27 protein-coding genes and 2 pseudogenes are annotated in these 26,496 nt (G+C 62.4%); 15 read left to right on the top strand and 14 right to left on the bottom strand.

Going from position 1 to position 26,496, the window contains the following annotated elements; all coding sequences use genetic code 11:
- Nucleotides 1-374 (bottom strand): PAS domain-containing protein (locus MKK51_RS21055; RefSeq protein WP_243980585.1); only part of this gene is annotated, 374 nt, incomplete at its 3' end.
- Nucleotides 375-705: 331 nt separating this feature from the next.
- Nucleotides 706-1,485: a class I SAM-dependent methyltransferase gene (locus MKK51_RS21060; protein WP_409565743.1), complete on the bottom strand. Its 780-nt coding sequence runs from the start codon at nt 1,483-1,485 to the stop codon at nt 706-708.
- Between the two features lie 87 nt (nt 1,486-1,572).
- On the opposite strand from MKK51_RS21060, the gene MKK51_RS21065 reads away from it, so the two are divergent.
- On the top strand, nt 1,573-2,028 hold the full coding sequence (locus MKK51_RS21065; protein ID WP_243980589.1) for an Rrf2 family transcriptional regulator: 456 nt from the start codon (nt 1,573-1,575) through the stop codon (nt 2,026-2,028).
- A 231-nt stretch (nt 2,029-2,259) separates the two neighbouring features.
- Here MKK51_RS21065 and MKK51_RS27290 read toward each other — a convergent pair whose 3' ends face one another.
- Nucleotides 2,260-2,817, bottom strand: coding sequence for a PAS domain-containing protein (locus tag MKK51_RS27290; RefSeq protein ID WP_279601263.1), 558 nt, complete (start codon nt 2,815-2,817; stop codon nt 2,260-2,262).
- A 763-nt stretch (nt 2,818-3,580) separates the two neighbouring features.
- On the opposite strand from MKK51_RS27290, the gene MKK51_RS21075 reads away from it, so the two are divergent.
- The 3 genes from MKK51_RS21075 (at nt 3,581) to MKK51_RS27295 (ending at nt 7,595) form a co-directional block, all read left to right on the top strand.
- On the top strand, nt 3,581-5,530 hold the full coding sequence (locus tag MKK51_RS21075) for a response regulator (RefSeq protein WP_243980592.1): 1,950 nt from the start codon (nt 3,581-3,583) through the stop codon (nt 5,528-5,530).
- A 58-nt stretch (nt 5,531-5,588) separates the two neighbouring features.
- Complete coding sequence (locus MKK51_RS21080; protein ID WP_243980630.1) at nt 5,589-7,208, top strand: methyl-accepting chemotaxis protein; 1,620 nt, start codon at nt 5,589-5,591, stop codon at nt 7,206-7,208.
- Nucleotides 7,209-7,472: 264 nt separating this feature from the next.
- The gene (locus tag MKK51_RS27295) at nt 7,473-7,595 is read left to right on the top strand and encodes a hypothetical protein (protein ID WP_279601264.1); all 123 of its coding nucleotides are present in this window, start codon (nt 7,473-7,475) and stop codon (nt 7,593-7,595) included.
- A 117-nt stretch (nt 7,596-7,712) separates the two neighbouring features.
- Here MKK51_RS27295 and MKK51_RS21090 read toward each other — a convergent pair whose 3' ends face one another.
- The 6 genes and pseudogenes from MKK51_RS21090 to MKK51_RS21115 all read right to left on the bottom strand — a co-directional run bounded on the left by MKK51_RS21090 (nt 7,713) and on the right by MKK51_RS21115 (nt 12,630).
- Nucleotides 7,713-8,300, bottom strand: a complete 588-nt coding sequence (locus tag MKK51_RS21090) for a chemotaxis protein CheB (protein ID WP_243980593.1) — start codon at nt 8,298-8,300, stop codon at nt 7,713-7,715.
- A 48-nt stretch (nt 8,301-8,348) separates the two neighbouring features.
- Nucleotides 8,349-9,118 (bottom strand): IS5 family transposase gene (locus MKK51_RS21095; protein WP_243980595.1). Its coding sequence is split into 2 segments (ribosomal slippage): nt 8,349-8,803 and nt 8,803-9,118, totalling 771 coding nucleotides; the frame shifts between segments, so codons are not numbered across the junction.
- A gap of 534 nt (nt 9,119-9,652) precedes the next feature.
- The gene (locus MKK51_RS21100) at nt 9,653-9,913 is read right to left on the bottom strand and encodes a hypothetical protein (protein WP_243980597.1); all 261 of its coding nucleotides are present in this window, start codon (nt 9,911-9,913) and stop codon (nt 9,653-9,655) included.
- A gap of 92 nt (nt 9,914-10,005) precedes the next feature.
- Nucleotides 10,006-10,110 (bottom strand): annotated as a pseudogene (locus MKK51_RS21105) (cytochrome c); the annotation flags it as partial.
- A 21-nt stretch (nt 10,111-10,131) separates the two neighbouring features.
- Nucleotides 10,132-11,460, bottom strand: a complete 1,329-nt coding sequence (locus MKK51_RS21110; RefSeq protein WP_243980599.1) for an IS701 family transposase — start codon at nt 11,458-11,460, stop codon at nt 10,132-10,134.
- Between the two features lie 129 nt (nt 11,461-11,589).
- Nucleotides 11,590-12,630 (bottom strand): sensor histidine kinase, encoded by a 1,041-nt coding sequence (locus MKK51_RS21115; RefSeq protein ID WP_243980601.1) that lies wholly within the window; start codon nt 12,628-12,630, stop codon nt 11,590-11,592.
- 1,028 nt (nt 12,631-13,658) lie between these two features.
- On the opposite strand from MKK51_RS21115, the gene MKK51_RS21120 reads away from it, so the two are divergent.
- Nucleotides 13,659-14,303 (top strand): hypothetical protein, encoded by a 645-nt coding sequence (locus tag MKK51_RS21120; protein WP_243980603.1) that lies wholly within the window; start codon nt 13,659-13,661, stop codon nt 14,301-14,303.
- 538 nt (nt 14,304-14,841) lie between these two features.
- Here the strand turns inward: MKK51_RS21120 and MKK51_RS21125 are convergent.
- Complete coding sequence (locus tag MKK51_RS21125) at nt 14,842-15,057, bottom strand: hypothetical protein (protein ID WP_243980605.1); 216 nt, start codon at nt 15,055-15,057, stop codon at nt 14,842-14,844.
- Nucleotides 15,058-15,306: 249 nt separating this feature from the next.
- Between MKK51_RS21125 and MKK51_RS21130 the strand changes: the two genes are divergently transcribed.
- Nucleotides 15,307-15,567, top strand: a complete 261-nt coding sequence (locus MKK51_RS21130; protein ID WP_243980607.1) for a hypothetical protein — start codon at nt 15,307-15,309, stop codon at nt 15,565-15,567.
- A 200-nt stretch (nt 15,568-15,767) separates the two neighbouring features.
- Here MKK51_RS21130 and MKK51_RS21135 read toward each other — a convergent pair whose 3' ends face one another.
- Nucleotides 15,768-15,932 carry a hypothetical protein gene (locus tag MKK51_RS21135; protein WP_243980608.1) on the bottom strand — a complete coding sequence of 55 codons (165 nt, stop codon included), beginning with the start codon at nt 15,930-15,932 and terminating at the stop codon, nt 15,768-15,770.
- A gap of 59 nt (nt 15,933-15,991) precedes the next feature.
- Nucleotides 15,992-16,285, bottom strand: coding sequence for an HU family DNA-binding protein (locus tag MKK51_RS21140; protein ID WP_243980610.1), 294 nt, complete (start codon nt 16,283-16,285; stop codon nt 15,992-15,994).
- Between the two features lie 383 nt (nt 16,286-16,668).
- Here MKK51_RS21140 and MKK51_RS21145 point away from each other — a divergent pair, with 383 nt between their 5' ends.
- From MKK51_RS21145 to MKK51_RS21170, 6 genes are all read left to right on the top strand, one after another.
- Nucleotides 16,669-17,421 carry a microtubule-associated protein 11 gene (locus MKK51_RS21145; RefSeq protein ID WP_243980612.1) on the top strand — a complete coding sequence of 251 codons (753 nt, stop codon included), beginning with the start codon at nt 16,669-16,671 and terminating at the stop codon, nt 17,419-17,421.
- A 238-nt stretch (nt 17,422-17,659) separates the two neighbouring features.
- Nucleotides 17,660-17,932, top strand: coding sequence for a BrnT family toxin (locus tag MKK51_RS21150; RefSeq protein ID WP_243980613.1), 273 nt, complete (start codon nt 17,660-17,662; stop codon nt 17,930-17,932).
- Complete coding sequence (locus MKK51_RS21155; protein ID WP_243980615.1) at nt 17,892-18,212, top strand: BrnA antitoxin family protein; 321 nt, start codon at nt 17,892-17,894, stop codon at nt 18,210-18,212. The genes MKK51_RS21150 and MKK51_RS21155 overlap by 41 nt, the downstream gene beginning before the upstream one ends.
- A 65-nt stretch (nt 18,213-18,277) precedes the next feature.
- The gene (locus tag MKK51_RS21160; protein WP_243980617.1) at nt 18,278-18,778 is read left to right on the top strand and encodes an SMI1/KNR4 family protein; all 501 of its coding nucleotides are present in this window, start codon (nt 18,278-18,280) and stop codon (nt 18,776-18,778) included.
- 137 nt (nt 18,779-18,915) lie between these two features.
- Nucleotides 18,916-19,179 carry a hypothetical protein gene (locus tag MKK51_RS21165; protein WP_243980619.1) on the top strand — a complete coding sequence of 88 codons (264 nt, stop codon included), beginning with the start codon at nt 18,916-18,918 and terminating at the stop codon, nt 19,177-19,179.
- A 388-nt stretch (nt 19,180-19,567) separates the two neighbouring features.
- Complete coding sequence (locus MKK51_RS21170; RefSeq protein WP_243980621.1) at nt 19,568-21,241, top strand: methyl-accepting chemotaxis protein; 1,674 nt, start codon at nt 19,568-19,570, stop codon at nt 21,239-21,241.
- Between the two features lie 215 nt (nt 21,242-21,456).
- On the opposite strand, the gene MKK51_RS21175 is transcribed toward MKK51_RS21170, so the two are convergent.
- Nucleotides 21,457-22,398, bottom strand: coding sequence for a LysR substrate-binding domain-containing protein (locus MKK51_RS21175; protein WP_243980623.1), 942 nt, complete (start codon nt 22,396-22,398; stop codon nt 21,457-21,459).
- A gap of 94 nt (nt 22,399-22,492) precedes the next feature.
- Between MKK51_RS21175 and MKK51_RS21180 the strand changes: the two genes are divergently transcribed.
- The 3 genes from MKK51_RS21180 (at nt 22,493) to MKK51_RS21190 (ending at nt 25,616) form a co-directional block, all read left to right on the top strand.
- Nucleotides 22,493-23,245, top strand: a complete 753-nt coding sequence (locus MKK51_RS21180; protein ID WP_243980624.1) for an SDR family NAD(P)-dependent oxidoreductase — start codon at nt 22,493-22,495, stop codon at nt 23,243-23,245.
- A gap of 17 nt (nt 23,246-23,262) precedes the next feature.
- On the top strand, nt 23,263-24,222 hold the full coding sequence (locus tag MKK51_RS21185) for an LLM class oxidoreductase (RefSeq protein ID WP_243980626.1): 960 nt from the start codon (nt 23,263-23,265) through the stop codon (nt 24,220-24,222).
- 383 nt (nt 24,223-24,605) lie between these two features.
- Nucleotides 24,606-25,616, top strand: coding sequence for a hypothetical protein (locus MKK51_RS21190; RefSeq protein ID WP_243980628.1), 1,011 nt, complete (start codon nt 24,606-24,608; stop codon nt 25,614-25,616).
- 189 nt (nt 25,617-25,805) lie between these two features.
- On the opposite strand, the pseudogene MKK51_RS21195 reads toward MKK51_RS21190, so the two are convergent.
- A pseudogene (locus MKK51_RS21195) lies at nt 25,806-25,937 on the bottom strand (IS3 family transposase); the annotation flags it as partial.
- Nucleotides 25,938-26,496 lie beyond the last annotated feature (559 nt).

The following is a 26,496-nucleotide window of genomic DNA, read 5'->3' on the forward strand; positions in this document are numbered from 1 at the left end:
ATGAGGGCAAGGCCCGTCGGACGACCCTCCGCCTCAGTCACGACAAGGCTGCGAATACGATGCATCCAGATCTTTGTCGGATCCCGTGCATGGTGCACCTCGACCACGGCATCGCGGAACGTCTCTCCAGCGAGCCCCCGCTCCACCGGATGCTGCAGCGGTCCAATTTCTTGATGGTTGCGGTAGCGCAGCACGAAGTTAGCACGATATTCGGAGATGGTAGCGCCAAGGTCGTCCAGCTCGGCAACGCCATGCATCGTAAGCGCCGCCTCGTTGGCGTAGGACAGCGTATGATCGGCCTCGATCAGGATCACCCCTTCACTGAGGCCGGCAATGACTTGCGCCAGCTGGGCTTGAGTATGACTGCTACGCATCGGAAAAACCTCCGTCCGACGGGCAACGCAGAGCGTGGACAGGTCGATGCCATGAGTTGGCCTAGTAGTCCGTCGATCGTCATGGATCCATCGCTCGGCATAGTCCGATACGAACGGATACCCGACATCGTCGAGTTATGCCGTTGACGCAGACAAGGGCGGGGCGAGCCTGGGCCCCGTCCCTAAATGATAATGCTTCCGAATGACTGGGTCGGGTGGATTTCTGCCGGTCTGCTTCTGGAACGCGGTTAGCCAAATCAGACATACGCCCGAACGACTGATCCCGCGCAGTCTCACTCTTCGGTGCACCGCTTCTTGCACGGCATGGCTTCTACCGCTGTACCACTGCGATCAGTGCTGTCGAGGGGATGGGCAGCACCGATCGATCGCTCGCCATTCGTCGCGCCTCTGAGATCACCGCAGCCTTGTCCGCATCGTTCAGGTCGGTCCAGTCCGGCGAGATGCCGAATACCGTGTCTGGGTCGTCGAGCATGGCAATGTAGAGTTCGTAGTCGAAGACCACCTGCTCGATCCGGCAATCGCGATACCCTGCAGCGACCAGTTCACGGGTGAACCCCTCGGGATCGCCCAGCGCCTTTACTCCTTCAGGCATCGCCCTGGTCTCGCGTTCGGGGAACAGCTTGCGGCGGATCTGCCCCAGCAACAGGAACGTCGCCGCCCCCTGTTCCTGCCAAGTCGCGACGACACCTCGGCCGCCGGGTCGGGTCACCCGCGCCATTTCGGCAAGCCCCTTTCGCCAATCGGGGAACATGATCACGCCGAAAATTGAGAATACGGCATCGAAGCTCTCGTTAGGCAGAGCGAGGACTTGTCCGTCCATCACCTTCGCGTCGACATTGGACAATCCCGCTGCCGCGATCCGAGCGACCATTGCGGGCGAGAAATCGATCGCGAGAACTTGTGCACCCGTCCGTGCCGCAGCGAGCGTGAGAGCGCCCGTTCCCGCCGCGACGTCGAGGACACGGCTTCGAGCGTTCAAGGGCACCTGAGCGAGAGCTGCTTCGGCAAAGTGGGCAGTGAACGGATGGGCGGTCTTCTCGTAGTGAAGGGCGACCTTGTCCCACCGGTCGGGGTTCTCAAAATCTCGCATTGGCGTAGCTCCCAGAATCACGTAACTTGTAAAGTATCGTGACATGTCGTGGTTGCCAATGGCGATGCATCCGCCGAGGATCGCGCCGTGCGCAACGACAGCCGCCTTTCCCGAACGCTTCACGTGCTTCTTCACATGGCGCGTCACGAAGGACCTATGACGTCCGAAGCCATCGGGCGCATGCTCGGAACAAACCCCGTTGTCGTCCGCCGGACGATGGCAGGGCTGCGAAATGCCGGTTACGTGAGGTCGGAAAAAGGGCATGGCGGTGGATGGAGCATCGCCGCAGATCTGGACGCGGTTTCGTTGCTTGATGTCCATCGCGCGGTCGGCGGCCCTCGCGTCTTCGCGATCGGCAGCGATCGGTCAAACCCCGAGTGCGCCGTCGAGAAGGCCGTCAACGAGGCGATCGAGGATACGTTGCGCGAAGCCGAAGCGTTGCTGATCGCGCGGCTAGGTTCGGTCAGCCTTGCCCAACTGGCGCGCGGTTTCGATGCACGGTGTCACGTTGGGAAGCCCACGATTGCTTTAGGGTGCGAGTGATCCGACTTCCGTCGACCGTATCGGGTCGGGCCCCGTCCGCTCAAAGACCGAGCTGGGTGGATTTCCGCCGTTCTGCTTCGGGGCGGCGGACGCATCGAAACGGACGTAGCAGCGCGTATCGCACACGACCCACAGCGGACCTGCCACCACGCACGCGAGGCGCATGCTGTTCACATAAGCGGATCTATGGGGTAGCCGTGCGTTCGGTTGGTCACTTGGCAAACTTGAACGTCAGCTCCTCATACGCGCAGCTAAAACGCGACCGATCTCGAGCAGAACCAAGTTGGAGAGCCGTAGTAGATCTGGATTTCCGGTTCGGGTGATCGCGTTGCGTGCGCCTATGCAGCGGTCAGCAGCTTCGATCAGCGGATCGCCCTCGGTGATCTTGTTCGCCTCTGGAGAGATAAACGGAACCTGATGGCTGTCGGTCGTGTCGATGTAGGCGCCGCGGCCGCGCATCACGCCGTTCGCGTCGGGCGCCAGGAAGCCACGATTGAGGATCCAGCGCACTTCGCCGGTCTCGGTCACGATGCGAAACTCGGTCGATGTGGAGCCGCCCGTCTCGCGCACGCGGCGGATGCGGTCGAACACCCAGTCCCGATCATCCGGGTGCGTGCGCCCTAGAGCGATGCTGAGGGGTATTGGTCGTCCAGCGAGATCGACGTTGCCAGCGAGCAGTCGGGCCGCGCCCTCATCAAGGACTGATAACGCTACCGGAACATTGGTATTCCAGATACCAACGATACCCGCTGCCCTGAGAGCGGGATCGCTCGTGGCTATTGAACTCATGACGTTCCCCCAGATCGCTATGCTGAAGACGCATGACGCCGAGAGTGAGACCTCGGTTTACGCCTCCTTGCAAACCTACTCACTATCAGTATGTTGTCTCCGCGGCATATGGGACAACTTCACGTGAGGAGTTGTCATTAGTCGGTTCGCCCCTTAGCTCACGATTGGGCGGAGGCTCATTTGAAGCGATGTCCCTCAACTGACGCCTTGCACCGGATTGCTGACGCTCTGGCCATGCCCGTCAATGCGTTCACTGACCCTCAAACGGCTTGCGCGACCAATCCTTTGAGCGACGCTGCCGAATTGCTGCGGCTATTCAATCGCATTCCTGACGAACAGAAGCGCCGCGAGTGCATCGAGTTCGTTCGCGCACTGGCTCTCTGAGAGCCCCGCGTGTTCCACCATATTCGTATAAAGCGCAGTATGGCGTCTGCTTCCCAACCCGAGACAAAGTTGCCGGCCGGCTGACGAACGACCGCTTATGAGGCGCGCCTCTGGTGATCTAGGCGGCTGGGTTGGGTCGAGAGCAGCATGTCCGCTTCACAATGGTGTCATACTGTCGTCGGCGATGCGGATTGTCGAAAATACCGTCGATTTTTCCATACATACTCAGTTGCCCGTTTTTGGGCTGTGTCCGGGCTGGTTGGTTCATTCGGACTTCCGCGTCGACCATTGCCTAGAACAGGGTCTACCCTCCTGTAGCCTCCTGCCTTATCCGCTTTGCAAAGCGGGCACGCCGTGACACTCCTCCCGGATGAGAAGCTTGCACGGACTGATCGGAACCCTTGCCCTACGACGTCCTCCGCCGGGTATCTGCTACGGCGTGACCCTACTTCTCATCGGCGCCATGACGCTCCTGCGCTTCCTGGCTCCGGCGTATGTCGCGCCCTTCCTGCTCTACATCCCGGTTCTTCTAGCAGCGAGCTTGGCTTTCGGCTGGGGGGCTGGGACGCTGACTCTATCGTTATCGACTCTCATTGCCACGTGGTTCTACACGCGGGATGGGTCGCTCAGCGGCGTCGATATCTCTCTTTTGTGCCAGTACGTACTGGTCGGCACCGTCATGGTTTGGATCTGCGATGCCCTGCGCCGGTCTGTCGTACAGAATGAGGCGACGTTGGAGCGCCTCAACGGTGCGAACCGGATCCTGGTGAGCAATCAAGAAGCGTTGACTGACGCCAATGCCCGGGCGGAGGCCGCAAAGGACGTCGCCGAGCAAGCGAACCTCGCCAAGAGCGCCTTCATCGCCAACATGAGTCATGAGTTGCGCACTCCCCTCGCTGCCATCATCGGGTACAGCGAAATGCTGCAGGAAGAGATGGCAGATGGGGTTTCCTCAGAGGAACTCGAGCCAGACGTGCGAAAAATCGAGGGAAGTGCACGTCACCTGCTTGGGCTCATCAACGACGTCCTAGACCTTAGCAAGGTCGAGAGCGGTAAGATGGATGTCTACCCAGAGGCATTCGAATTGGACCCCGTCATCCAGGATGTCGTGACGACGGCACGGACGCTGGTCGATAAGAAGGGCAACAGGGTCGAGCTCCAGGTCTCGCCGGGCCTTGGACGCATGGTATCGGACCTGACGAAGGTGCGGCAGATCCTGCTCAATCTTCTCAGCAACGCGGCCAAGTTCACCGAGGGGGGCGTCATCACGGTGTCCGTCGCTCGTGAGTCGCAAAACGATGGCGAGCGCATCGTCTTCCAGGTCGCCGACACCGGCATCGGCATGACAGAGGAGCAGGTTGCCAAGCTGTTCCAGAGATTCGTTCAGGCTGATGCCTCAACGACGCGCAAATACGGTGGCACTGGCTTAGGTCTCTCGCTCACGAAAGCCTTGAGCGAGATCCTAGGCGGCTCGGTCTCGGTCAGCAGTGTGCCGGGCCAGGGTACGACTTTTACCGTCAAGCTGTTGGCGAACTACCGGGTACAGGAGGTCGACGCGTTATCAGAACCTGAGGACCTGAGTGCGCGAGGCGGCGAGGTGGTGCTCGTCATCGACGACGATGCCGATCAACGCAGTCTGATGACGAAGTTCTTGCATCGAGAGGGCTTCAAAGTTCGCTTGGCACCCGACGGTACCTCCGGCTTGGCACTCGCACGCGAGCTCAAACCGCATGCCATCCTGCTCGACGTCATGATGCCCGGTATCGACGGCTGGTCGGTTCTGAGTGCTCTCAAAGCCGATCCCGATCTGACCGATATCCCGGTGATCATGATAACCTTCGTCGAGCAACGTGCCCTCGCAGCCTCGCTGGGCGCGTCTGATTACGTGATGAAGCCGGTGCGCTGGGATAGGTTCAAGAATGTGATGGACCGCTACCGTCCGCCTGAGAATGCTGCCCTAATCATCGACGACGATCCTGATACGCGCATGCGGATCCGGAAGGTCCTCGAACGCGACGGCTGGACCGTGAACGAGGCTGAGAATGGTCGCGATGGCCTCGATCAGCTTGCCGCCGCTCCGCCTGGGATCGTGCTGCTCGACCTCACCATGCCGGTGATGGACGGCTTCGAGTTTTTGGAAGCTATGCGGGCCAAACCTGAATGCACCGCGATCCCGGTTGTGGTGCTTACAGCACTCGACCTAAGTTGGGAGGATCGGCGACGGCTGCGTGGTGCCAGCCAGATCCTGAACAAAGGCGACGTGAGCATGCAGGCGCTAGCCGAGCGTCTTCGGCAGTTGGGCACTGAGGCAAGCGGCCTAGGCACTTGACGGTGGAGGTTTCTTGGCTTCACAGCGCCATCTGCGGATCTCAGTAACGGGGCCAACGATGCCGAATTCATTTGGCCTCAACCGCTTGCTAGGCGGCGCGATCGGCATCATTGCGGTGGTATCGGTTCTCAGCAGTGGCGCGACGTTCCTTACCCTCAACCACTTGCATGAGGCGACGGAGACACGCGGTCGTTCCAGCCAGGTTATCCGCGCCCTCGCTCAGTTCCAGGCAGCCATGCTTAACCAAGAGACTGGGCTGCGCGGCTACCTGATCACCGGGCGCGTGAGTAGCCTTGAGCCGTATCAGTCGGGACGGCCAGCTTTAGATGACGCGATCAACCATCTCAGCGACCTGATTGGTCACGATGCCGAGCCGTCACGCTTGCTCGCGGAAGCCATAGCAGCCGCCCGCGCCTGGCAAGCAGATATTGCAGAGCCAGCGATCCGAAATGCTGCTTCTGCGGCGACGCGACCCGAGGCGATCCGGCTGGAGAGCGATGGATCAGGCAAACAGCTGTTCGATACTTTTCGGGGAAAGCTCGTTGCGATCGAGGGCGTGGAAGAGCGGATCCGCGTAACGCAGAACGAGCGTCTCATTCAGGCGGAGCGTAACGCAAGCCTCGCACTATGGCTGGGCACCCTGCTCACGCTACTGATTTGTGCCGGGATCGGCATCGCCATCAACCGCCTGATCGTCAGGCCACTTCTGGGTGTGATGGCCTTCGTCGAGCAAATCGGCGCTGGCGATCTGACTGGGCGTATAGGGGTAAGGGGGCACGACGAGATCGGTCGCCTCGGTGCAACGCTGAACACGATGGTAACCGGCCTCACCAACCTCGCTCTGACCAATCGCTCGGCTACGAATGACCTCAACGCTGCCGCCGCCGAGATCCGCGCTTCCGCGCAGGAACAAGCCGCCAGCGTCGAGGAGCAGTTCGCCGCGGTGCAGGAGACCGCTGCAACCGTCGATGAGATTGCACATTCAGGGGCCGGGATCGTCAAGCGTGCTAATGAGATCATTGCCACGGCACAGGCCTCAGCCCAGACGGCGCGCGCCGGATTGCGGGCGGCTACCGACACTGCCAGGGCCATGGACGCGATCCGTGAGCAGGGCGAAGCGGTGGCTGGCAACATCGTCGCTCTGAGCGAGAAGACCCAAGTCATCGGCGACATCATCGCCACGGTCGACGATATCTCAGAACGCACGCACCTGCTGGCTCTGAACGCTGCGATCGAAGCTGCCGCTGCTGGCGAGGCCGGGCGCAGCTTCGCGGTCGTCGCCACCGAGATGAAACGGCTCGCCGATCAGGCCAAAGCCGCTACCGTTCAGGTGCGTGGCCTCCTGGGGGAGATCCAGCGTGGCATCAACTCGTCGGTCATGCTCACGGAGGAAGCAGTCAAACGCGCTGCCACCGGGAAGGCCCGAACGGACGCGACCGTGCGCACGATCGAGGAAATGGCTGCACGTGTGGAAGAGGGCGCGCAAACATTCCAGCAGATTGTTGCATCAACGAACCAGCAGCAGCTTGGCATCGAGCAGGTGACGGGTGCCCTTCGAAACATCCGTGAGGCCAGTCAGCAGACTGCGGCTGGCACGCGCGAAGCCGAGAAGGCTTCAGCCAACCTCAGTGAGCTGGCACAAGGGCTATTGATGCTCGCGGGCCGCTACCAGCTTTGAAGTGTATGGTCCTGAAGCGAACCCGCCCCTCGGACCCGGGCATCCCGCCGCGCAGACGCATGGCTATACCCGTCACGGCACCACGACGCTGTTTGCGGCCCTCGTCGTCCTGGAAGACCAGCCATGACCTCGAAAGTGATCGATCTCCGCCTCCGCAAGCTGGAAAAGGCGAGAAAAGTCAACCGCTTCGACGACATGGCGGAGGAGTAGCTGAACGAGGAGATCAACCTCTATCTCGGCGAGGTCTGCGCGCCCTACGGCACCGTGAACGCCACGGCCGAGGCATTGAAGGCGTCAGCCGACCCGCTGGACCAGGAGGTTGCGAAGCAGCTCAGCTGGTACATCGGCTATGTGGGCGAGGAGCGCGCGTCGGGGCGGATGGAGTGAAGTAGTCCTCTGCAATACGAGGCATTTGCACGGCCGCTAGTGGTCAAGATCTGACGTTTGGTACCCGCTGTTGGGGCTGCTTTCGACACAACTCGGACCTCCAAGCGCTCGTTGGAATTAGCCTTTTGTGACGGTTTCAACGATGGCGGCAGCGATCACTCGTGGGCTGCCAATCACATCAATCGGGCCATCGTAGCTGATCGCGTTTTCAGGCATGCCCTGATACGGCATCGGGTCAGGAGTGAGGACCATCGTGAGGCCACCCGCTTCGTGGATTGCTGCGAGGCCACGCGACCCATCGTCAAGCGATCCTGACAAGACGATGCCGATCATGCGCCCCTTCCCATACCGAGCGACCGAGCGGAAGAGCAGGTCCACAGTGCGATTTCCATAGACGCGATTTGGATCATCGACCATCCCGCCCAGGCTTCGCGTTGCGAGGGTAAGGTGTCGATCGGGCTCACCAATGTATACAGTGCTTTGCTTAAATTCGTTACCCTCCTCGGCGATAAAAACCTGATGGACGATGGAACGCTCCAGTACGAATTTCAGATTGCTCGGTTTATCCCAGGACCGATGCAGCACGACGAGGATCACGGCTGGGATTGATGGCGGAAGCGCGGTGAGCAGGGCTATGATGTCATTCAGGCCTTCCGCTCCTGAGGCACCAACAGCAACAAACCAGGGTGAGGCATTCTCCGGCATGCCACCTCGATATCAGTGAAAACGTTCGGCAGTCACCCTTAGGGCGTGTCATCGCTTGAGCCAGTCGACGGCTGCGGCGAGGCAGAGGACGCCGATGAAACTGACGGCGGTCTTCTCATAGCGAGTGGCGATGGCACGCCATTCTTTCAGGCGTGCCCACAGACGCTCGACGTGGTGGCGGTTGTTGTAGATCCAGTCCGGACAGGCCACGGGTGCCTCGTGGCGCTGAGTTGGGATCGCAGGCCGTGCGCCGATGTCCCAGATGTGCTCACGGAAGGCGTGGCTGGTGTAGCCGCGATCCCCCACCACCCATTTGGGCACACCCGGCAACTGGTCGAGCAGGGGAACGGCGTGGGGCAGTTCATGAGCCTGTCCGGGCGCCAGTCGGAAGGCGATGGCCCGTCCGCTGCCGTCCGCGATCACGCAGGCCTTGGTGCCATAGCCACCACGCGATCGGCCAAGAGCCTCACGAGTATCTCGCTCGGCTCCAGATCCCCCCTTTTGGCAGCTCCCGCCGCCTTCTGGTGTGCCCGCACGTTCGTGCCGTCGAGGAACACCATCCCGAGGTGGATGCCCCGCTCCTGCACGAGACCGAGCAATCGCTCCCAAACGCCGGCACGGGACCAGCGGATGAAGATCTGCGCCGCGCGCCACCACGGACCCAATTCCTCAGGAATAGCCCGCCATTTGGCACCATTCTGATGCCGCCAAAAGATCGCCGAGAGCGTGCGCTGCAGATCCTGCGGTGGCGTCTTGGCCTTGGGGCGGCAGGCCTCAACCAGGGGCTCCAATTCAGACCACTGCGCGTCGTTTAGCATCGTCCCTCCTTGATCTGGAAAGACAAAACGCAAGCCCAATCAATCGGTTCAGGCGACGACAGGACCTAGGCGCTAAGGTTTGGATCAAAACATAAATCACGAGACTGCTTTCTACTCATCTCGCGCGCTCAGGGCGGGTACCATCCGTCAGATTTTGACCACTAGCGAGCCAGCTCGGCGGTTAATCTGCATCGTGTTCTACGAGATGTATGCCCAACCGCCGGGCGACCTCCGCCGCTGCCGTGCCACCCGCTTCCAGGGCATCTGCGCGGTTCGAAAATTCCGGGCGCGAGCGGGCGATCACGAACCTGTCGGTACCGCAGAAGATGGTCCAAGCCCATTCGCATGGCCTTACGCCAATCGCTTCGGCCTGGACCCTGAGGGACGTCGGTTGATCGTGAGGCATGGTCGGCACAGTGCCATGGACGGTAGGCAGCTTCAAAGCGGAGCTACTCTTCGGTCTCGGACCTTCCTTGCAATGGCCGCCTTTCACGATGAACTGTACAGGCCATTCTACAAACCCTGCTTCAGGCCTTAAGCTGCGGATTGAAGTGTGTTAGCCTCGCCCTTGGCCATATCGTTGTGATGGATGCTTGCGATCAGGAGAGCGCGTTGCGTCCGCATCGTTTTCAGAAACTTCTCGATGGCCATCAGGTCAGCGCGGGCCTCGTGGGGGTTTTGGTCTTCGGCCTCAAGAAATGCGATATGGATCATCGCATTGACCCTTCGCTCCTCGCCTCTAGCAATGAGGCTTCCTAAAGCATCAAGACCGTCCTTTGCTACTTGAGTCATCATACTGCCCACCTCTTGCAGGAGGTCTAAGATATTATGGTTAACGTTTAGTTAACGAAGTTTCGTAGGCGCGCAAATGGTGTAAGGGGCTCATCTCACCTATCTAAGCTCGCAAGGTAGCGGATCACGTCCTCGACTTGATCGGGATCGAGCCTGAATTCTGGCATGCCAGGATGACCCGTTCTGATACCTTCTGCTAGCACTACCTGGGCATTTTGTAGTCAGAGGGCAGCGTGAAGCGCCTTCGGCAGTGGGGGCACAGGACGGGTGGAACCAGCTTGGTGAACAGCCGTCCGAGGATGGCCTGCCGCACAGCGGGCAGGCTGGGCGACGGCGGCGGGCTCGGCAGGCGGGTCGTCATTTTTTCCCCGCCCCGTCCGATGATGTTCCGCGAGGCGGAGGTGCTGCAGGTAAGCGCAGGCGATGCACGTCATCAGCGCGTGGCGATGCAGCCCGGTCCAGGACCGTCCCTCGAAGTGATCCAGGCCGAGTTCTTCCTTGAGCTGCTGGTGAGCCTGCTCGCAGACCCAGCGCGCCTTGATCGTGCCGGCCAGCGCGCGTCGTGACGTGCCGGGCGGCAGGTTGGACAGGTAGTATTTGCGCTCGCCCGAGGAGCGCCACTCGCCCACGAGCCAGGCCTCTTCCCCCGGCAGGTGCCGGTTGTTGCCCCAGACCGGACCGTCGCCAACCCGCACCCGGAGGGCGGCGAACCGGGCCGAGAGCTTGCCCTTCGTACCCTGGCGCCACGTCACGCGCCGCCATGTCAGATCGGCCAGCACCGCCTCGGCGTCCCGCGGCTCCCGGTCCGGCGCGGGCTTGCGCGCGCGACCGGTCGGCGGCACGAGCTGCACGTCGGCCGCGTAGACCTTCTGATTCCTGACGATGCCGACGGCCCAGCGCAGGCCCCGCGCATCCAGGCCGTGACGGAAGGCGGCGCTGACGCCGTAGCCCGCATCCGCCAGCACCGTGCCGAAGCGTAGCCCCTCCGCCCTCAGGCGATCGAGTTCGCAGAGCGCGATCTCACTCTTGCTCCGCGGCACGGTCGCCGGCTCGGGCACGCCGGCCTGCCCGCACCGCTGCGGATCGCGCGTCCACGCCTCGGGCAGGAACAGGCGCAGGCCCACCGGCACGGGCACCTCGCCCTGCGCCAGGGTGAGGGAGACCAGAGACTGGCATTTGGCCTGCTTGCCCAGCGCACCGCAGTACTGGCGCGCCACCCTGACCGAGCGCGTGCCCTTCTTCGGCAGGGCCGTGTCGTCGATCACCAGGCAGGCATCGGGTCCGCCGACCAATCGATCCGCCTGGCGGGCCAGCTCCGTCCAGAGCGGTCCGTCGTCCCAGGCCGGGCTGGCGATGAAGTGCTGCAACTGGTCGTGGCCCGACAGCCCGAGCCGTGCCGCCATCGGCTGAAGGCTCTTGCGATCCCCCGGACCGAGCAGGCCCCGGAGATAGAGCGGTGCCCAGGTCCGCCGGGTCTTGCGCCCCATCACCGCCAGGAACGGCGCCAGCCAGGTGTCGAGCTCGTCCGTCCCCACGCGATCCCGATCCATCGCCGCCCCACAGCCATCCCAAGCGAGCCAACGCAGCAGACGCCCTGAAAGTGCCCAGGTAGTGCTAATGTCCAACAAGATCTGCCCATCCGATGGGCAGTCCTGCCGGCACGGTCGTCCCTATGCGGCTCAAGGTGCGGGTGGATGTGCTGCTGGGAACACCATGCGTACCACTGTGCCGGCGCCACCTGTGTAGGTCAGGCTGCCACCAAGCTGAATGGCAAGCCCTTGTGAGATCCGGAACCCCAGACTTTTGCTCGTGTCAGGATCGAAGCTGGCAGGAATGCCCTTTCCATCGTCTGCGATGGTGAGCGCTAGCTGCATAAGATCGAGCTGTTCCAAGCGGATGGTGATCGTCCCACGCTTACTAGGTGTAAAAGCGTGCTTGAGTGCATTTGTGACGACCTCGACCACAAGGAGCGACAGCGTGGTCAGACGGGTCAGATCGAACTGGAGCGGCGGCACATCGACCAGACAGACGATGTTCTGTGCACCTGTGGCATCGAGCATATCGGAGCATAGCTCCTGCAGGTACTGGCCGACTGGTAGGTCAAGGCGGCTTGGATCGTAGAGGCGGCGATGGATGCGTGAGATCGTTTCCAGGCGCACCCGAGCCTCGTCGAGAGCCGCCATTGCTGCATTAGGGTCGCTGCCGACTTTGCGTTTCTGGAGGTGCAGGAGGGCAGCCACGAACTGCATGTTGTTGGCCACTCGATGCTGCAACTCCTGAAACAGTGTCCGCTGCTGCTCATACAATCCAGCGGTTACGACCTGCTCCTGTCGAAGCCGCGTCCCCGCCACATGCATCACGTGGATGAGTGCAATATCGACGGCTACAATGCAGGCATAAAAGCCCAGCGCGAGGGCAGCAGGCCCGTTCAGCTCCCATGAACCGGCGGGCGTCAGGAAGAAGTACCAAGCGGCCAATCCCGATAGAACCGCGCAGGTAATGCCTGGCCGCAGTCCCCAGAAAAAGGTTGTGAGAATGACTGCGGGAAAGAATGTGAGATAGGGAAAGCCCGATGGTAGCACTGGGTCCACGGCGAAGCGCAGTGCGAGAGCCCCCGCCGTTGTTGCCACAGCCACGACGTCACCGAGCCACGGATGAGCACGCAGGCGCTCGGTCCCCTGGACTAAGGTCCAGAACCAGGTACGGCGTAAAGTGTCCATGTGCGTGCGACGGCCTTCGTGTCTCTCGCAGGGCTTGTAAGCTTAACGAAGGAATTCAGTCTAGGAGCTGAGCTTACGTCACCAATCACAACGCTGCCTGGAAAACCGGGCGTTTTACCGACACACATAACCGCATGCCGCACAGTCTGAGAAGGGTGGACTTCCGCCGGTCCGCTTTCAGGCAGCAATGCACGAGAGCGGACGTTGCCACCGCGCCCGCTCCCAACCCAATGCGGGCATCCACAATGTCCGCTTGCCGTCGGGTCGATCATCCTCCACATGGCTCGAAGCCATACCTCAGGGAGGACCACTTTTCAGGAGGCAGACCAGCTGTCCCTGCGCAGGCTCCTCGAGGCCCTAGCTTTCGTGGTCCGCCTGCGCCTCTCAGAGCGCCGGTTCCGCCGCCATCAGCGAGCCGAGGCGCACCACGGGCGCGAGGCGACCCGGCACCTGCAGGGGATGGCAGCAGAGATGGAATGGAGGGCGGGCCTGATCGCGCGACACGGACGCCTTCCCAGGCCTTCCGTGCCGCGCACAGGCAGCGGCGTCCCCTTGATGCCGTTGCCGTCAGGCAGGTTCGCCGATCCCTCGTGAAGCCTCCTCGCCGCCGTCCAGGGCTGCGAGGGAGCGTCTCCCCGTTCAGAGGGAGCCTAGAGAGTGGCGAGGCACCGTCACAGTCGGAGGCCCGCACCGATCGAACGCCCGTTCCAGGTCCCCACCCGTCCCGGCCACCCTGCAGCGTCCCTCCCGTCCAGAGGAGGGGCGCTGTTGGTGCGCGTCTCGGCCCGTGCCGATGACGAAAGGATGGGTATGCTCAAGCTTCACCGCAACGGCTGCCGGACATTGAGCACCGTGGTCGGACTGCGTAGGCACGATCTGCGATGGGTTGGAGGAGAGGTCCGGCGCTCAGAAACCTTCCCTAAATGCCCGAGAAAGGTGGCAATCGGACTATAGCCCTCTGGTCCGAAGCGGACGATCCGCCTCCACCCCTGCCCCTTGAGCAGCCCGATCAGGATTGCGCGCGTTCGATGACGACACTCCTCACTGTCCTGAAAAGTGGCGGTCGCTACGACGCGGCTTGGGTCGAGCGCTTGGCACGAGGCGCTCGCCGCCATGCTCCGTCTTTCGACCGCATTCTCTGCCTCACCGACCTTCCCATCGAGGTGGCCGGTGTAGAGCGGGTGCCGCTGCGGCACGACTGGCCAGCCTGGTGGGCGAAGATGGAAGCGTTCCGCCCAAGCCTGACACAAGGGCCGACGTTGCTCTGCGATCTCGATACCGTCTTCACCGATTCGGCGGATGCTCTGGCCGAGCCGGGCCTCGCCGCAATGGAGGATTATTTCCACAAGGGGCGACTCTCCAGTGCCCTGCTACGCTGGGACGGCGGCGAGCTGGATTTTATCTACACGACGTTCGCGGCCGAGCCTGCGCGGTGGATGACGCCAGGCGCCTGTGGTTCCGTCCCGAACGCTGTGCATGGCGATCAGGTCGTCATCGACCGCCTTGTTCGTCGGGAGGGCCTGCACGTGGACTTCCTCCAGCGCCTTTACCCAAATCTCCTTGATTTCTACGATCCACGCCGGTCCGATCACGGCCCTGTCGTCATTTTCATTGGGGATGCGAAGCCGGACACTGCAACAGGTCCAGTCCGGGCAGCGTGGGCGGAGGCATAATTGCATGGGGAAGCGGTCCTGCCATCATCCCCGTCTCCAGCTGTGCCGCGTCTGCCTTCAACAAACCTGCGTCTCAATGCGGATTGGCGAAATCCGCCGAAGCCCTTCGTCTGGCACTGCATCACTAAGAGCCTGGCAGCCGACGTTCCTAAGGTCTCCAACGGGTCGGATTCGAACCTGCAGATTAGTTCTGCCTACCTACTTTCGGGCACGATCGAGAAGCGTGACTGCGGCAATAGCGGATGGTTATGATCGACCCATGCCACGGTCGACTTGCCAGAGCCCTACCAAATGCCAAGCCGCTGGCCGCGGCGGTCCTTGCCGGCGCTGCGATGCTGCCGCGATCGCTCGGCGTGCTTGCGAACTGCGCGAGCGGATGCTTGCAAACCGAGCGGAAGGTCGGCCCCCGTATGCACAGCGCGATGACAAATCCCGAACATCTGGTGCTGGAACGGACTGAGCCGTTGTGACGAAAGCACGGTCGCAAACCCCCTCGTTCCTTGGGTAACCCAACGGCTGAGCCAACATGAAAACGGTGTCACCGCCGTGTGCGCCTGAAGGGATGCGCCGAGAACAGCATCGCTGTCGTGCCCGTGCTCAACAGGACCGCCATCGCCCCGATGAGCAGGATCTCCCCTTCGATGGCCAGCGCCTCCGATCTTCCGGTGATGACAGGCAGAACCACCATGACAATGCCGGCCCATGAGGGCAGGAAGATCACGATGCAGGTTAAGAAGAAGAGATAGCGGGGCATTGCCTGACGATAGCGCTCGCTGCCGGGAAGGGAATACTGTCCCAGACGGCTTGTCCGATTTTCGCTCCAGAGTTAGAGCGAAATCGAACCTTCAATCAGCGGAAAGCTGCCTGGAACTGTCGGATTCCCCGGGCTTAGAGGGTGCCACCCAACTGCGCAGTCGACCGACGGCACCTTCTCGCGTCCGGACAGTTGGTTGCCCGGCCCAACAGACGAGCAATCCCGGGGCCGTCGCACCTCAGGATCACGATGCCCCTCGGCGACGACCTTTCGCCCTCGCACGGCATGAACGCAATCCTCGCCCGGTTCGTCTCCGGCCTCTGGCAGGGCCAGGATCAGTTCGTGGTTATGGATGCGGAGATGATCCGCGCCTACGGCACTACGAGCGCCGATCCGCTTCTCTTGGAGCTTGGCGAGGGCTGGAGTGCCGCCCGGCAGAAAGGCGAGAGCGAGACCGTCTTCACCCGGATCATCCCAGCTAGGCGGGCCCTAGAGCGGCTCGGCTTCTGACCTCCCGTCGCGGCCTAGACGGGCGATTACGGAAAGGCCCCGCCGGGCCGAGGCCGGACGGGGCGAAGTCGTTCAGAGGTATTCCTTGGGGAGGAACAGCGCCAGCGTAGCATGCGGTATGCCAATGCTGCCAACCTCGACATGCGCGTCTCGGCGGGAAGGCGCTATCCTGGCTCGGACGGCGGAGGGCAACAGGGGGCCTACCTCAATACGTCCTGGCCCGCCCGCAACTCGGCCACCTCGCGCCGTAGACGCTCGATCTCGGCATGCATCTCGCCGGCGTCGACGGCCAGCTCGACGCATTGGTCCTGGACCTCCGCGAGCTGGGCACGCAGCTCGGAGTTCTCCGTTGCCAGGACGAGCATGGCCGCCTCGTGGTTGCTGGGGACCAAAGCCCTCGGCCTCGTCGCGCCAGGCTCCTTATTCAGACGATCGCGCCCTTGCTGTTGAGACGATCGCGCATCCCCTTGCCGGGATGGAACACGACGCCGTTCTTGCTCTTCACCGACACGATGCCGCCTGTCTTCGGGTTGCGTGCCTCGCGCGCGTCGCGAGACTTGATCGAGAACGATCCGAACCCTCGCAGTTCTACCCGATCGCCCTTCACGAGCGCCTCCCTCATGCGGGCGACGATCGCATTCACGACCGCCTCGGCATCCTTTGCGTAGAGGTGCGGGTTCTGTTCGGCGATGCGGGCGGCGAGCTCGGATTTGACCATGTGCCGGTGAAGCATCCGAGACGGGCCGGGCGCAACCCTCGCCCACGTCGCAACGCGTTACCGTTGACTTAACCGTCTCGCCCAGCCGACATGCCACGTTCGGCAGGCCCGCACCCGTGCGAGTCGTGAGCCGACCACCGTTGAGGATGACCGCCGCGAGAAAGACTTGAGCCCCAACGCGAAACGGCCCCACCCCGGCAAGGGTGAGACCGTTTAAAATCGCTGGGCCTGTGAGGCCAGTACCTATCCCTCACAAGCCACATGGCTCCTCGGGAGTCAATCGGGAACCTGGTTCTCGAAGCGGTGGCGCTTGGCCTTTTGAAAGGGTGGGTCGTGATGACCCTCCCTCAGCTTTGCCGCGGCCCGAGCAGGGACCGAGGACGATGTTTCACGCCGCCATGACGGCCGCGATCGACGACGCGCGCACGCTCGCCCACATGGATGAGCTGTCCCGCCAAGTCTGGCAGGGGCATGGGTCCGGAGCCTTGGGCGATACCGAAGCCCAGGCGCTCGCCGAGCAGCTTCACGCCCGGCGCAGCGAGATCCGCGAGGGCATCAAGCCCGTCGGCATTCCAGCCGGCCGGCCGAGCCTGTTCCCTCCGCGCAGGAGCGTCACCAGCCCCGACAAGGCCGCCTCGCGCGACAGGCGCCGGTTGCTTGCGTGCTCTGGCCCCATGCCGCCCGCCCTGGCCGCACGGTTCACCACGGGCCAACTCGCGGTCCTGCGCATCGTCGCCGACGAGGTGGCCAGCAAGGGCGTGTGCGGGTTGTGCGTTGACGCGATCGCCGCCCGGGCAGGTGTCTGCCGTCGGCTTGCTCAAGGCGCCATCCGCCTCGCCGAGGGCGACGGGTTGCTAACAATCGAGGAGCGTCACCACGAGGGCAGGAAGAACAGCCCGAACCTCGTTCGGATCATCAGCCGGGAGTGGCTCGCCTGGATACGCCGGGCCGGCCGGACGAAGGACGAGGGGGGTGGGTGCAAACGGATTCACCCCACGGATATAGGGGTTCTAACTCCGGGGAAAACCGAGACCAACACCAGGGTTGCAAGGCTACCGGAACGGCAGGGTCGCCTTCACGTCAGAGGCCAACAAGAATCGCAGCGGGTGGCGGAGTGGGCAAAGGCCATGCGGTGACGGTATGCGACCGTTCGGCAGGGCGGACGGTCTCGGATCGGGTTCCCGCTTTCGGAGTTGCCAGTTTGAGCATTTCTGGCAGGAAATCACCGTCAACCCACTGACCAACGACAGGAAATCGGAGTGGCCGGTTTTGAAAAACCTCCGGTGCAGTGCTCTTCGCGCGCTCGGCATCGATCTGTTTTATGTAGCTCTATTTAATCGTTGACCGAGGAATTTTATAGAGCTACAAAAATTCATGGCGATCACGTCCCACCCCGCAAAACGAGAGAAGGCACTGGCCGAGCGGGGCATGGATTTCGACGCGGCCGAAGAGGTGTTCGCTGGCCCCTGCTTCAGTTTCGAGGACAGCCGCATCAATTACGGCGAGGTCCGCATCATCACGATCGGCCTGCTCGCCGGCCGGATGGTCGTCATCGGATGGACCCAACGGGGCAACGACCAACACGTTTTTTCGATGAGGAAGGCCAATGAGCGAGAGCAAAAGAAATACACCCCCCTTCTCCGCTAAGGGGATCGGCCAGACCGATCTGGCCCGCATGGACGCGCATGTGATCCAGCCGGAGGAGTATGCCGAACTGCCGGAGATCACCGATGAGATGATTGCGCGCGGCGTGCCCGGCAACGGCCTTGATCTGGCTCGTCGTGGCCGTGGGCGCCCCCGCATCGAGAACCCGAAGCGTCAGGTAACGTTGCGCGTCGATGGCGACGTGATCGAGGCCATGCGCGCTACCGGGCCGGGGTGGCAGGCGCGGGCGAACGAAGCCTTGCGCGAACGGTTCAAGGCGTAGGTCACCCCTGCCAACTGCTAATATGTTAGCGGAGACTGCTTCACGGGTCAGGACGAGGTTCAGATATGACGCCAAACGAACTCGCTGCGATCATCGACGGCCAGACGGCCCTGGTGCCGGACTCGGCCGAGATCGAGGCATTCGAGGCACTGATCGGCGCGCGGCTGCCTGATGACTACCGCGCCTTCCTCGCTCTCACTCGCGGCGGACGCCTACGTGGGCGGGTTGTGTTCTCTCTGGTCGGTGAGGAGATCGGGGCGGAGCGCGTTGGCTGCGTGGCAGGCCTTTGCGGGGAGGAAGACTGCTCGTTGCAGGAGCGCCACCGAACGGCATCCGACTGCGATATCCCTGAAAGCCTGCTCTCGATAATGACCGATGGCGGCGGGAATGACATCGCCCTCGTCTTGCGGCCGGATCGGCTCGGGGAAGTGTTCTTTCTCGACCACGAGGTGTCCGGTGGTGAGGGACGCCCGACCCTGGAGGATGCTGAAGGGAAGGATTGGGGCTACGCGATCCGCTTTGCATCGTCGTTCAGCGAGATGGTGGCTGGCTTCAGGATAGCCTAGGTCTCAGACCGCAGCCATCCTTCACTGAACGAGATCAGCAGGTCCGCAAGGGATGGTTTGCGGACCTTCCGCGTCGCATGTAGTCGATCAGGCCTCGCAAGCACTGGAAGATATGATTGCTCGCGATAGGGGACAGCATGAAGATCGCGATCCTATCCGCCCTCCTTATCTTCGTCGTCCTACTGGTGACGATCCTCTATCTACTCATCCAACCCAGCCGTAGTTATCAATCGGCTCAGCCGTCCCTACGATCGAGGCAGGCGGCGGTTGGGCGTGCGGTGCTTGCAGCAGCGCAGAGTGACCCCGTGATCACAGCAATGGTCCATGCGGCTATCCAAGCCGCACCCGAGGAGGATCGCACTCTCGCATCCGATCTGATCACCGCGCTCTCTGAACAGTGATATGCCAAATTTCTGCTCTGGGTGCAGGCTGTGTGGAAACTTCAGGCCGTCGCGACGCCAGAATGCAATCTTCCATGATAGACTGAGAAACATCAGCTCGGATGGTCCCGACCGCGACCTTCGAGGATTTTCGTAGGAGATCCTTCTACTCGCAACGGCCAAAGCAGCGTTTTCACACAGTCTCGGTGGCAACCGGACTTTGAACTTACTTTTGGAAGCGGACGTTCCGCCTCCAATCCTACTAACATAGCCGCGGGGATGTAGGGGTTGCCGGAAGCAAGCGTTTGCGACCGGCATGGAGGCGACAACCCCACCTTACAATTCCACTTCGTTAACCACTCTATTTGTACGTTGGTGCGGTAAATTTTTACGATTAGGTGAGCAGCGCGTGCCCTCCATTAGATCCCGTGTCATTGTCACCCTCGGCGGTCTGTTCGCTGCACTTGTGCTCACCGCCGGTGTCGGCTGGTATGCCTCCAGCACGGCAGAGCAAGGCATGGATACCGTGTACGCGGATCGCGTGGTTCCCCTACGGGATCTAAAGATCGTGGCCGACATGTACGCGGTCAGCATCGTCGACACGTCGCACAAGGTGCGCAACGGTAACCTGCCTTGGTTGAGCGGCGTCAAAGCCGTTTCCGATGCGCAGGTCCACATCAGGCAGAAATGGACGGACTACCTCGTTACGAACATGAATGCGCGCGAGACGCAGCTCGTAGGCACGTCCAAGGAGGCCATGGTCGTGGCCGATGCGGGTACGGCCGATCTTCTGAAGATCCTGACGGATAAGGACACAGAGGCGCTGGACCGGTTCGTGCGGGAGCGCCTCTATCCGGTCATCGATCCGGTGAGCGATGCCATCAGTAAGCTCATCGACCTTCAGATCGACGAGGCTCAGAAGGTGCACGACCACTCCTCGGCGGCCTACGTGATGGCGCAGAAGATCGGCCTCTGCACTATTGTGTTCGGTCTTCTCGCGGCGGGCTTCGCTTTTATGACGATGGTACGGGGCGTGCTCGCGCCCCTGGCAGCCATCACGGGGATGATGCAGCGCCTCGCCGCCGGCGATGCGACCCAACCGGTTCCCGGTGCTGGACGACGCGACGAGATCGGTCACATGGCCGCCTCTGTAGAGGTCTTCAAAGACAACTTGATCCGCACACGCCGCCTGGAAGAGGAGACGGCGCTCGCCCGTGCCTCGGCGGAGGAACAGCGTAAGGCCGGCATGCGCCAGATGGCTGACGGCTTCGAGCGAGCGGTCGGTAGCATCATCGGCATGGTGTCGTCCTCGGCCACCGAGCTCCAGGCCACCGCCCAGCAAATGACCGCCACGGCCAGCGAGACCGCCTCACAATCCAATACCGTTGCGGCCGCCGCCGAGGAAGCCGCCGTCAACGTCAACACGGTGGCCGCCGCCGCCGAGGAGCTTGGTTCGTCCGTTCAAGAGATCGGCCGGCAGGTCGCCGGCTCCACCGAACTGGCGCAACGGGCCGTGCACGAGGCCGATCAAACCGGCACCATGGTACAGGAGCTGAGCATCGCGGTATCGCGCATCGGCGACGTGGTCGCTCTGATCTCTGGCATCGCCAGCCAAACCAACTTGCTGGCCCTCAACGCAACCATCGAGGCAGCTCGCGCCGGCGCGGCGGGCAAGGGCTTTGCGGTCGTGGCCTCCGAGGTGAAGGCGCTGGCGGAGCAGACTGCCAAAGCCACAAGCGAGATTTCCGGTCAGATCGCCCAGATCCAAGCCTCTACGGGGCAGGCGGTCTCCTCGATCGCTGGCATCACTGGGCGTATCCGTGAGATCGATGGGGTCGCTGCCTCAATCGCAGCGGCCGTGGAAGAGCAGGGCGCGGCCACGCAGGAGATTGTCCGGAACGTCGCGCAGGCTGCCCAGGGAGCGGGCGAGGTCACGCACAACATCGCGGGTGTAGCGGTTGCCACTGGGGAGACGGGGGCGGCGGCGAGCCAAGTGTTGGGGGCGGCCTCCGAGCTGTCACGCCAATCCGAACACCTCAGCAGTGAGGTGGGACGCTTCCTAGCGACTGTGCGGGCGGCCTGATCCTATCAACTTGCGCACGTACGATAATATTTTTTCGCAACTATGCGTTCGCTTTCGCCCGATTGGAACCGGAAGCGGACCGGAAGAACGGTACCCAACTCAGTTGCCGGGTTTTCACAAAATCAAGTACCTGAAGCGGACCTTCCCAGGGTCCGAGTAGGGTGGGGAGCAGACCCTACCCCTTCGCCCTGAAGCGGACGTTCCGCCTTCGACCCTCAACGGTCGTTCGGCTTGTCGGCTACAAGCGGTTGCTCTCGGCTGCGGAGTGGATCCTGGCTTTTGAGCCTGTCGATCAGCACCCTGAGCCCTCCGGATACATGCCGCCGGCTCGGGTAGTACAGGAACAGGTCGTCCTTGACCGGGCACCAGTCTTCCAGGCAGCGGTGCAACATGCCGGCTTCGAGATGCAGGCGGACGCGGTCCTCCCATACGTAGGCCAGCCCGCACCCCTGCAAGGCCGCCTCGATCATCAGATCCTGGTCGTCGAGCGTCAACGGGCCGTCGACCACGACTGTCAGGACCTCCCCGTTGCGCTCGAAACGCCAGTCCAGCATCGCCCCGCTGGGATAGCGGTAACGGATTCCGACGTGTCGCCCGAGGTCGCGGGGATGCCGCGGCGGCGGGCGCGTGCGGAAATAGTCCGGCGCCCCGACAACGATTAGGCGCTGCACCGGCTTGATCCGCACGGCCACCATGTCCCGGGACAGCACCTCACCGAAGCGGATGCCAGCATCGAACCCTTCCGCAACGATGTCGATGAGCCGGTCGGTCGCCATGATGTCGAGCCTTAGCCCGGGGCTCTCCTCGATCAGCCGGCCCAGGACGTCCCGGAACACGAAGGGCGCGATCGAGGTCGGGACGTTGATCCGGACCGTCCCGAACGGCGTCGCACGGAAGGCGTTCAGGCCGTCCTGTGCCTTTGCGATTTGCTCGAACGCCGGGGTCAGATCGGCGAGGTAGCGCTCGCCCGCATCGGTCAGGGTCACGCTGCGGGTCGTGCGCTGGATCAGACGGACGCCGATGCGCTCCTCCAGGCTTCGGATCGCGTGGCTGATGGCCGATGCCGCCACGCCCCGCTCCGTTGCAGCCTTTCGGAAGCTACGATGCCGGGCCACCGCCAGGAAGGTCGTCAATTCACCCAGTTCGCTCCCGCGCATTGTTCTGTTCCGCTCACCATCGCACGCAGAAACTAGCACGTTATCGGAACAGCTCTTCGTCCCTAGCTTCGTTCCAACTCAACGGAGAACGGACATGGACCTTCACTTGAACGGCAAGACGGCGCTGGTGACGGGGGCGAGCCAGGGGCTCGGACGCGCCATCGTCAAGACGCTGGCGGCGGAGGGCGTGCGGGTGTTCGCCACCGCCCGAAATCCCGAACTCCTCGCCAGCCTCGCGACCGAGATAAAGCGGGACGGCGGGATCGTCCCCACTTTGTTCGAACAGGACTTCATGGCCGAGGACGGCCCCAAGCGGATCGCCGAGGCGGCGCTGTCAGCTCTCGGTCACCTCGACATCCTCGTGAACAACGCTGGCGGCAGTCGTCCCATGGCCATCGACGCGCCAGAGGAGCAGTGGGTCGAAGGCATGACCCTCAACTTCGACCGGCATCGTCAACTGACCCAGGCGCTGCTGCCGAATTTCCTCGCCCGGAAGGCCGGGTCCATCGTTAGCATATCCGGCAACCTGGAGCCCGAGGTGGTCAACGCCGCGATGGTCGCCAAGGCCGGGCTAGTGGTGTGGTCGAAGGGCCTGTCGGAGCAACTCGGGCAGCACGGTATCACTGTCAACTGCATCCAGCCGGGCCTGATCGACACCGCCCAGATCCGCCGCCTCTATCCCGGTGACGAGCGGCGAAAGTTCGCCGAGCACGAGATCGCCCTGCGCGATTTCGGCCAGCCCGAGGACGTCGGCAACGCCGTCACCTTCCTGGTGTCGCCGCGCGCCCGCTACATCACCGGCATCGTGCTGACCGTCGACGGCGGCATGCGTCGATACTCGTTCTGATCTCGGAGACCTGCATCGTGGCCGATCCAACGAACGACCTTGCGACCCATCGCGGCTTCGACCGCGTATTCAGGCCGGGCCGACTGACCTTCGGCTTCATCGCGCCCCTGGAAGGCTATCCCGACCGCCCGGCGCCGACGATGCAGGACCATGCCGCCATGGCACGGAAGGCCGACCAAGCCGGGTTCGCGGCACTCTGGCTGCGGGACGTGCCGTTCTACGACCCGTCCTTCGGCGACGTCGGACAGGTCTTCGATCCGATGGTCTACGCGGGCTGGCTCGCCGCCGAGACGACGCGGATCGCCATCGGCACGGCCGGGATCATCCTGCCTCTCCGGGACCCGGTCTCGATCGCCAAGCAGGCGACGAGCCTGGATCACCTTACCGGCAACCGCTTCCTGCTCGGCCTGTCCACGGGGGACCGCCCCGTAGAGTATCCGGCCTTCGGCACCGGGTTCGAGGACCGGGCCGAACGGTTCCGGGACGCCCGCGAAGTCATACGGGTGGCGACCGAGGAGACGTTCCCCCGGCACCGGTCAGTGCATTACGGCACGCTGGACGGTAGCCTCGATCTAATCCCGAAACCGGTGGGCGACTGGCTGCCGACCATCGCCATCGGCCGGTGCGGTCAGACCATCCCCTGGCTGGCCGGGAACATGGACGGCTGGATCTGGCACCAGAGCGACTTCGGTCGGTTGGGCGAGGTGGTTGCGCAATGGAACGCCGCCGTCGGCAACGGCGCGTTCAAGCCCTACGGCTACGGCTCGTTCTTCGACCTGGATCGCGATCCAGGTGCACCGCTTCGCTCAGGCAGGGGCATCGTCGCGGGCCGTCGTGCGCTGGTCGACCTGTTGCACCGGCAACGCGACGAAGGCGTGTCGCACGTGGCGTTCAACCTGAAGATTGCGCAGCGCCCAACCGGCGACGTCCTAGACGAACTCGCCGAACACGTGTTGCCGCTGTTCGGAGCAGCATGAACGGCTTGATCGTTGTCTGCTCGACCTCGATTTATTACCGAGCGCAGACCGTCGCGAAACCACCCGTTCCGGTCGTAGGTCTTCGTCCACCAAGCTGCCGGGAAGCGGAACTTCCCAGAGTCCGAGAAGGGTCGGTACCGGACGGTTCGATTTACGAATCGGGTCGGCCTAACGTCACCCGACGCTTAACGTCGGCAAAAAGATCGTTTTGCGGACGCTGCTAGCAGTTTTGATTGATGCACTCTGATACGAAGCATCTTATGGCTTAATCCTCTCAAGCTCGAACTTTCTGTAAGCGTGGCATTTCAGCCGCAGGCAGATCAACCCGCATCGTCTTTAAGGAGAGGGCTAAGACACTGCCTACCTGAGGACCTCGCGGGATCATGACCGGAAACATAAGGCTGATCCGACGCGTGTTGTCGGCTGCTGGCATACTGCTCGCCCTTGCCGTTCTAACACCTGCTGATGCCGAGCAAGGTAACAAATCCAAGACGAGTGAGAATGGCGCATCGACAGCTGGCAAGGGGAAGGGGAAGGACCAGGAGGCGGACAAGTCCGACAAAAAGAACGATAAGAAGGACGTCGACACCGAGCACCTGTTTGGCTTTACCGAAGGCGCGGATGCCGGAGAAAAGGGCCAACAGGAAGTCGTGGTGGATACTATCACGCGCCTCAGCAAACGCAGAGACGGCTCTGGATCATCGACCTACCGTGTGATCGACACGCGACTGGCCTACCAGTTCAATCCCATCGACAAATTGAGCATCGAGTTCAGTGCTTTCGGAACGTTGCGGCGGCAGCGCAACATCGTTGATCTGGACGATAAGTCCTACGGCACCTTCGACGGCGTCTCCATGGATGTGAAATACCAGTTCTTGAAAGGTTCGAAGGAGCAGCCGCTGGGGCTAGCCCTGGAGGTGCGCCCCCGGTTTACCCGCGTGCTGCCGGTCGAGGGCAATGGCGCTGATATCTTCGATATCGAGAGCATCCTGCAGCTTGACGTTCAGGTCGTGCCGGACAAGCTCTGGTACGGCAGCAACATCAGCTTTGAGCCCGCCGCTGGCCGCCAGCGCGGCGGCGGTCCTGGTTACCGCTCCTCAACCTTTCTGTGGTCGAACGCTCTCGTCGGCCGGATTGGAGAAAACACGTACTTCGGCCCGGAGGTACGTTACCTGCGCGGGTACGAAGGGATCTTTCTAAACCAGTTGGAGAGCGAAGCGCTCACTGTAGGACCCGCTCTGCACCACCGGTTCACGGAGAAGATCTGGCTCACCGTAGCTTATGCAGGTCAGGTTTGGGGGCGTGACACCGATCCTACTTTGGCCGGACGTGCGCTGGGCCTGAACCAGTTCGAGCGCCACAATGTCCGAGTCAAGTTCGGCATGGAGTTCTGAGCCGCAATCAAGGCATGCGGCCGATCTACTTAGACGCACTTATGTGAAGGGGTCCGCATCAACTCGACCGCGTTGTATTCCAGGTCCCAGGTCTTTGAATCTCAAGCAGATTTTCCTGACGGGTTTGAGTGTCAGGTTTCCGGTCGGATATCCGAGCGTGATCTTCCCCCGGTTCCACGGTCACGGGGTTTAGCTCGCATTCCGTTCGGCTTGCTCGGGCGTGATGTAGCCGAGAGCCGAGTGGATGCGCTGCCGATTGTAGTAGCCTTCGATGTAGGCGAACAGGTCGCGTCGGGCCTCGTCCCGGGTCCACGAAGTCTGCGGGAGGACAGTGAAGATGGCCTGACGGTCGAGCGGCGTTCCGGAAGCCTGGCAAAAAAAGCGGCACCCGAGGCCGATTCGCTTATGAGGCCCGGGACGTGCGGCTCTCCATCTTGGCGGCGGCACCGTTCCGACATGCCGGATACGTTTGTGCAGACCAGTCACAGGCATCTTCATGGGCGACATTACGTAGTGGGGGGGCCATCCGGTTCCTTAGGACTGCCCGTCTCAGGCCCGTTCGGGCGGCGTGAACCCAGTGACCTGGGCTAGCGCAGGCGGTTGCCCTTCTGGAGGACAGGCGCCCCCCGCAAATTCAAGTTGCAGCCGGACTCGGGATCCAACCCTCGATGCCGGAGCCGTGGCGCCAGGGGCTGGTGGGTTGCTCCCCACCGCCCCGGGTAACCGGTTCCACGGGAGCCGCCTCCGCAAGCGCGGTGGCTTTCCCCTCCGAACAGGCCGCCTGAATCGCCCGGCTGGCGGCTGGAACTGGACGGACGCACAAGGGGCCCGAAGTCCCAAAAAAACGTATGGCCCGGCCACGCCAGAATGTCGCCAAACA

The organism is Methylobacterium sp. E-045, assembly GCF_022829685.1.
In the GTDB taxonomy this organism is placed as follows: Bacteria; Pseudomonadota; Alphaproteobacteria; order Rhizobiales; family Beijerinckiaceae; genus Methylobacterium.

Coding starts and splice junctions, on each gene's coding strand:
- MKK51_RS21060 (WP_409565743.1), bottom strand. CDS start 1,485: ATGCGAGATTTTGAGAACCCCGACCGGTGGGACAAGGTCGCCCTTCAC.
- MKK51_RS27290 (WP_279601263.1), bottom strand. CDS start 2,817: ATGAGTTCAATAGCCACGAGCGATCCCGCTCTCAGGGCAGCGGGTATC.
- MKK51_RS21080 (WP_243980630.1), top strand. CDS start 5,589: ATGCCGAATTCATTTGGCCTCAACCGCTTGCTAGGCGGCGCGATCGGC.
- MKK51_RS21090 (WP_243980593.1), bottom strand. CDS start 8,300: ATGCCGGAGAATGCCTCACCCTGGTTTGTTGCTGTTGGTGCCTCAGGA.
- MKK51_RS21100 (WP_243980597.1), bottom strand. CDS start 9,913: ATGATGACTCAAGTAGCAAAGGACGGTCTTGATGCTTTAGGAAGCCTC.
- MKK51_RS21110 (WP_243980599.1), bottom strand. CDS start 11,460: ATGGATCGGGATCGCGTGGGGACGGACGAGCTCGACACCTGGCTGGCG.
- MKK51_RS21115 (WP_243980601.1), bottom strand. CDS start 12,630: ATGGACACTTTACGCCGTACCTGGTTCTGGACCTTAGTCCAGGGGACC.
- MKK51_RS21120 (WP_243980603.1), top strand. CDS start 13,659: ATGACGACACTCCTCACTGTCCTGAAAAGTGGCGGTCGCTACGACGCG.
- MKK51_RS21125 (WP_243980605.1), bottom strand. CDS start 15,057: ATGCCCCGCTATCTCTTCTTCTTAACCTGCATCGTGATCTTCCTGCCC.
- MKK51_RS21130 (WP_243980607.1), top strand. CDS start 15,307: ATGCCCCTCGGCGACGACCTTTCGCCCTCGCACGGCATGAACGCAATC.
- MKK51_RS21135 (WP_243980608.1), bottom strand. CDS start 15,932: ATGCTCGTCCTGGCAACGGAGAACTCCGAGCTGCGTGCCCAGCTCGCG.
- MKK51_RS21140 (WP_243980610.1), bottom strand. CDS start 16,285: ATGGTCAAATCCGAGCTCGCCGCCCGCATCGCCGAACAGAACCCGCAC.
- MKK51_RS21145 (WP_243980612.1), top strand. CDS start 16,669: ATGTTTCACGCCGCCATGACGGCCGCGATCGACGACGCGCGCACGCTC.
- MKK51_RS21150 (WP_243980613.1), top strand. CDS start 17,660: ATGGCGATCACGTCCCACCCCGCAAAACGAGAGAAGGCACTGGCCGAG.
- MKK51_RS21155 (WP_243980615.1), top strand. CDS start 17,892: ATGAGCGAGAGCAAAAGAAATACACCCCCCTTCTCCGCTAAGGGGATC.
- MKK51_RS21160 (WP_243980617.1), top strand. CDS start 18,278: ATGACGCCAAACGAACTCGCTGCGATCATCGACGGCCAGACGGCCCTG.
- MKK51_RS21165 (WP_243980619.1), top strand. CDS start 18,916: ATGAAGATCGCGATCCTATCCGCCCTCCTTATCTTCGTCGTCCTACTG.
- MKK51_RS21175 (WP_243980623.1), bottom strand. CDS start 22,398: ATGCGCGGGAGCGAACTGGGTGAATTGACGACCTTCCTGGCGGTGGCC.
- MKK51_RS21180 (WP_243980624.1), top strand. CDS start 22,493: ATGGACCTTCACTTGAACGGCAAGACGGCGCTGGTGACGGGGGCGAGC.
- MKK51_RS21190 (WP_243980628.1), top strand. CDS start 24,606: ATGACCGGAAACATAAGGCTGATCCGACGCGTGTTGTCGGCTGCTGGC.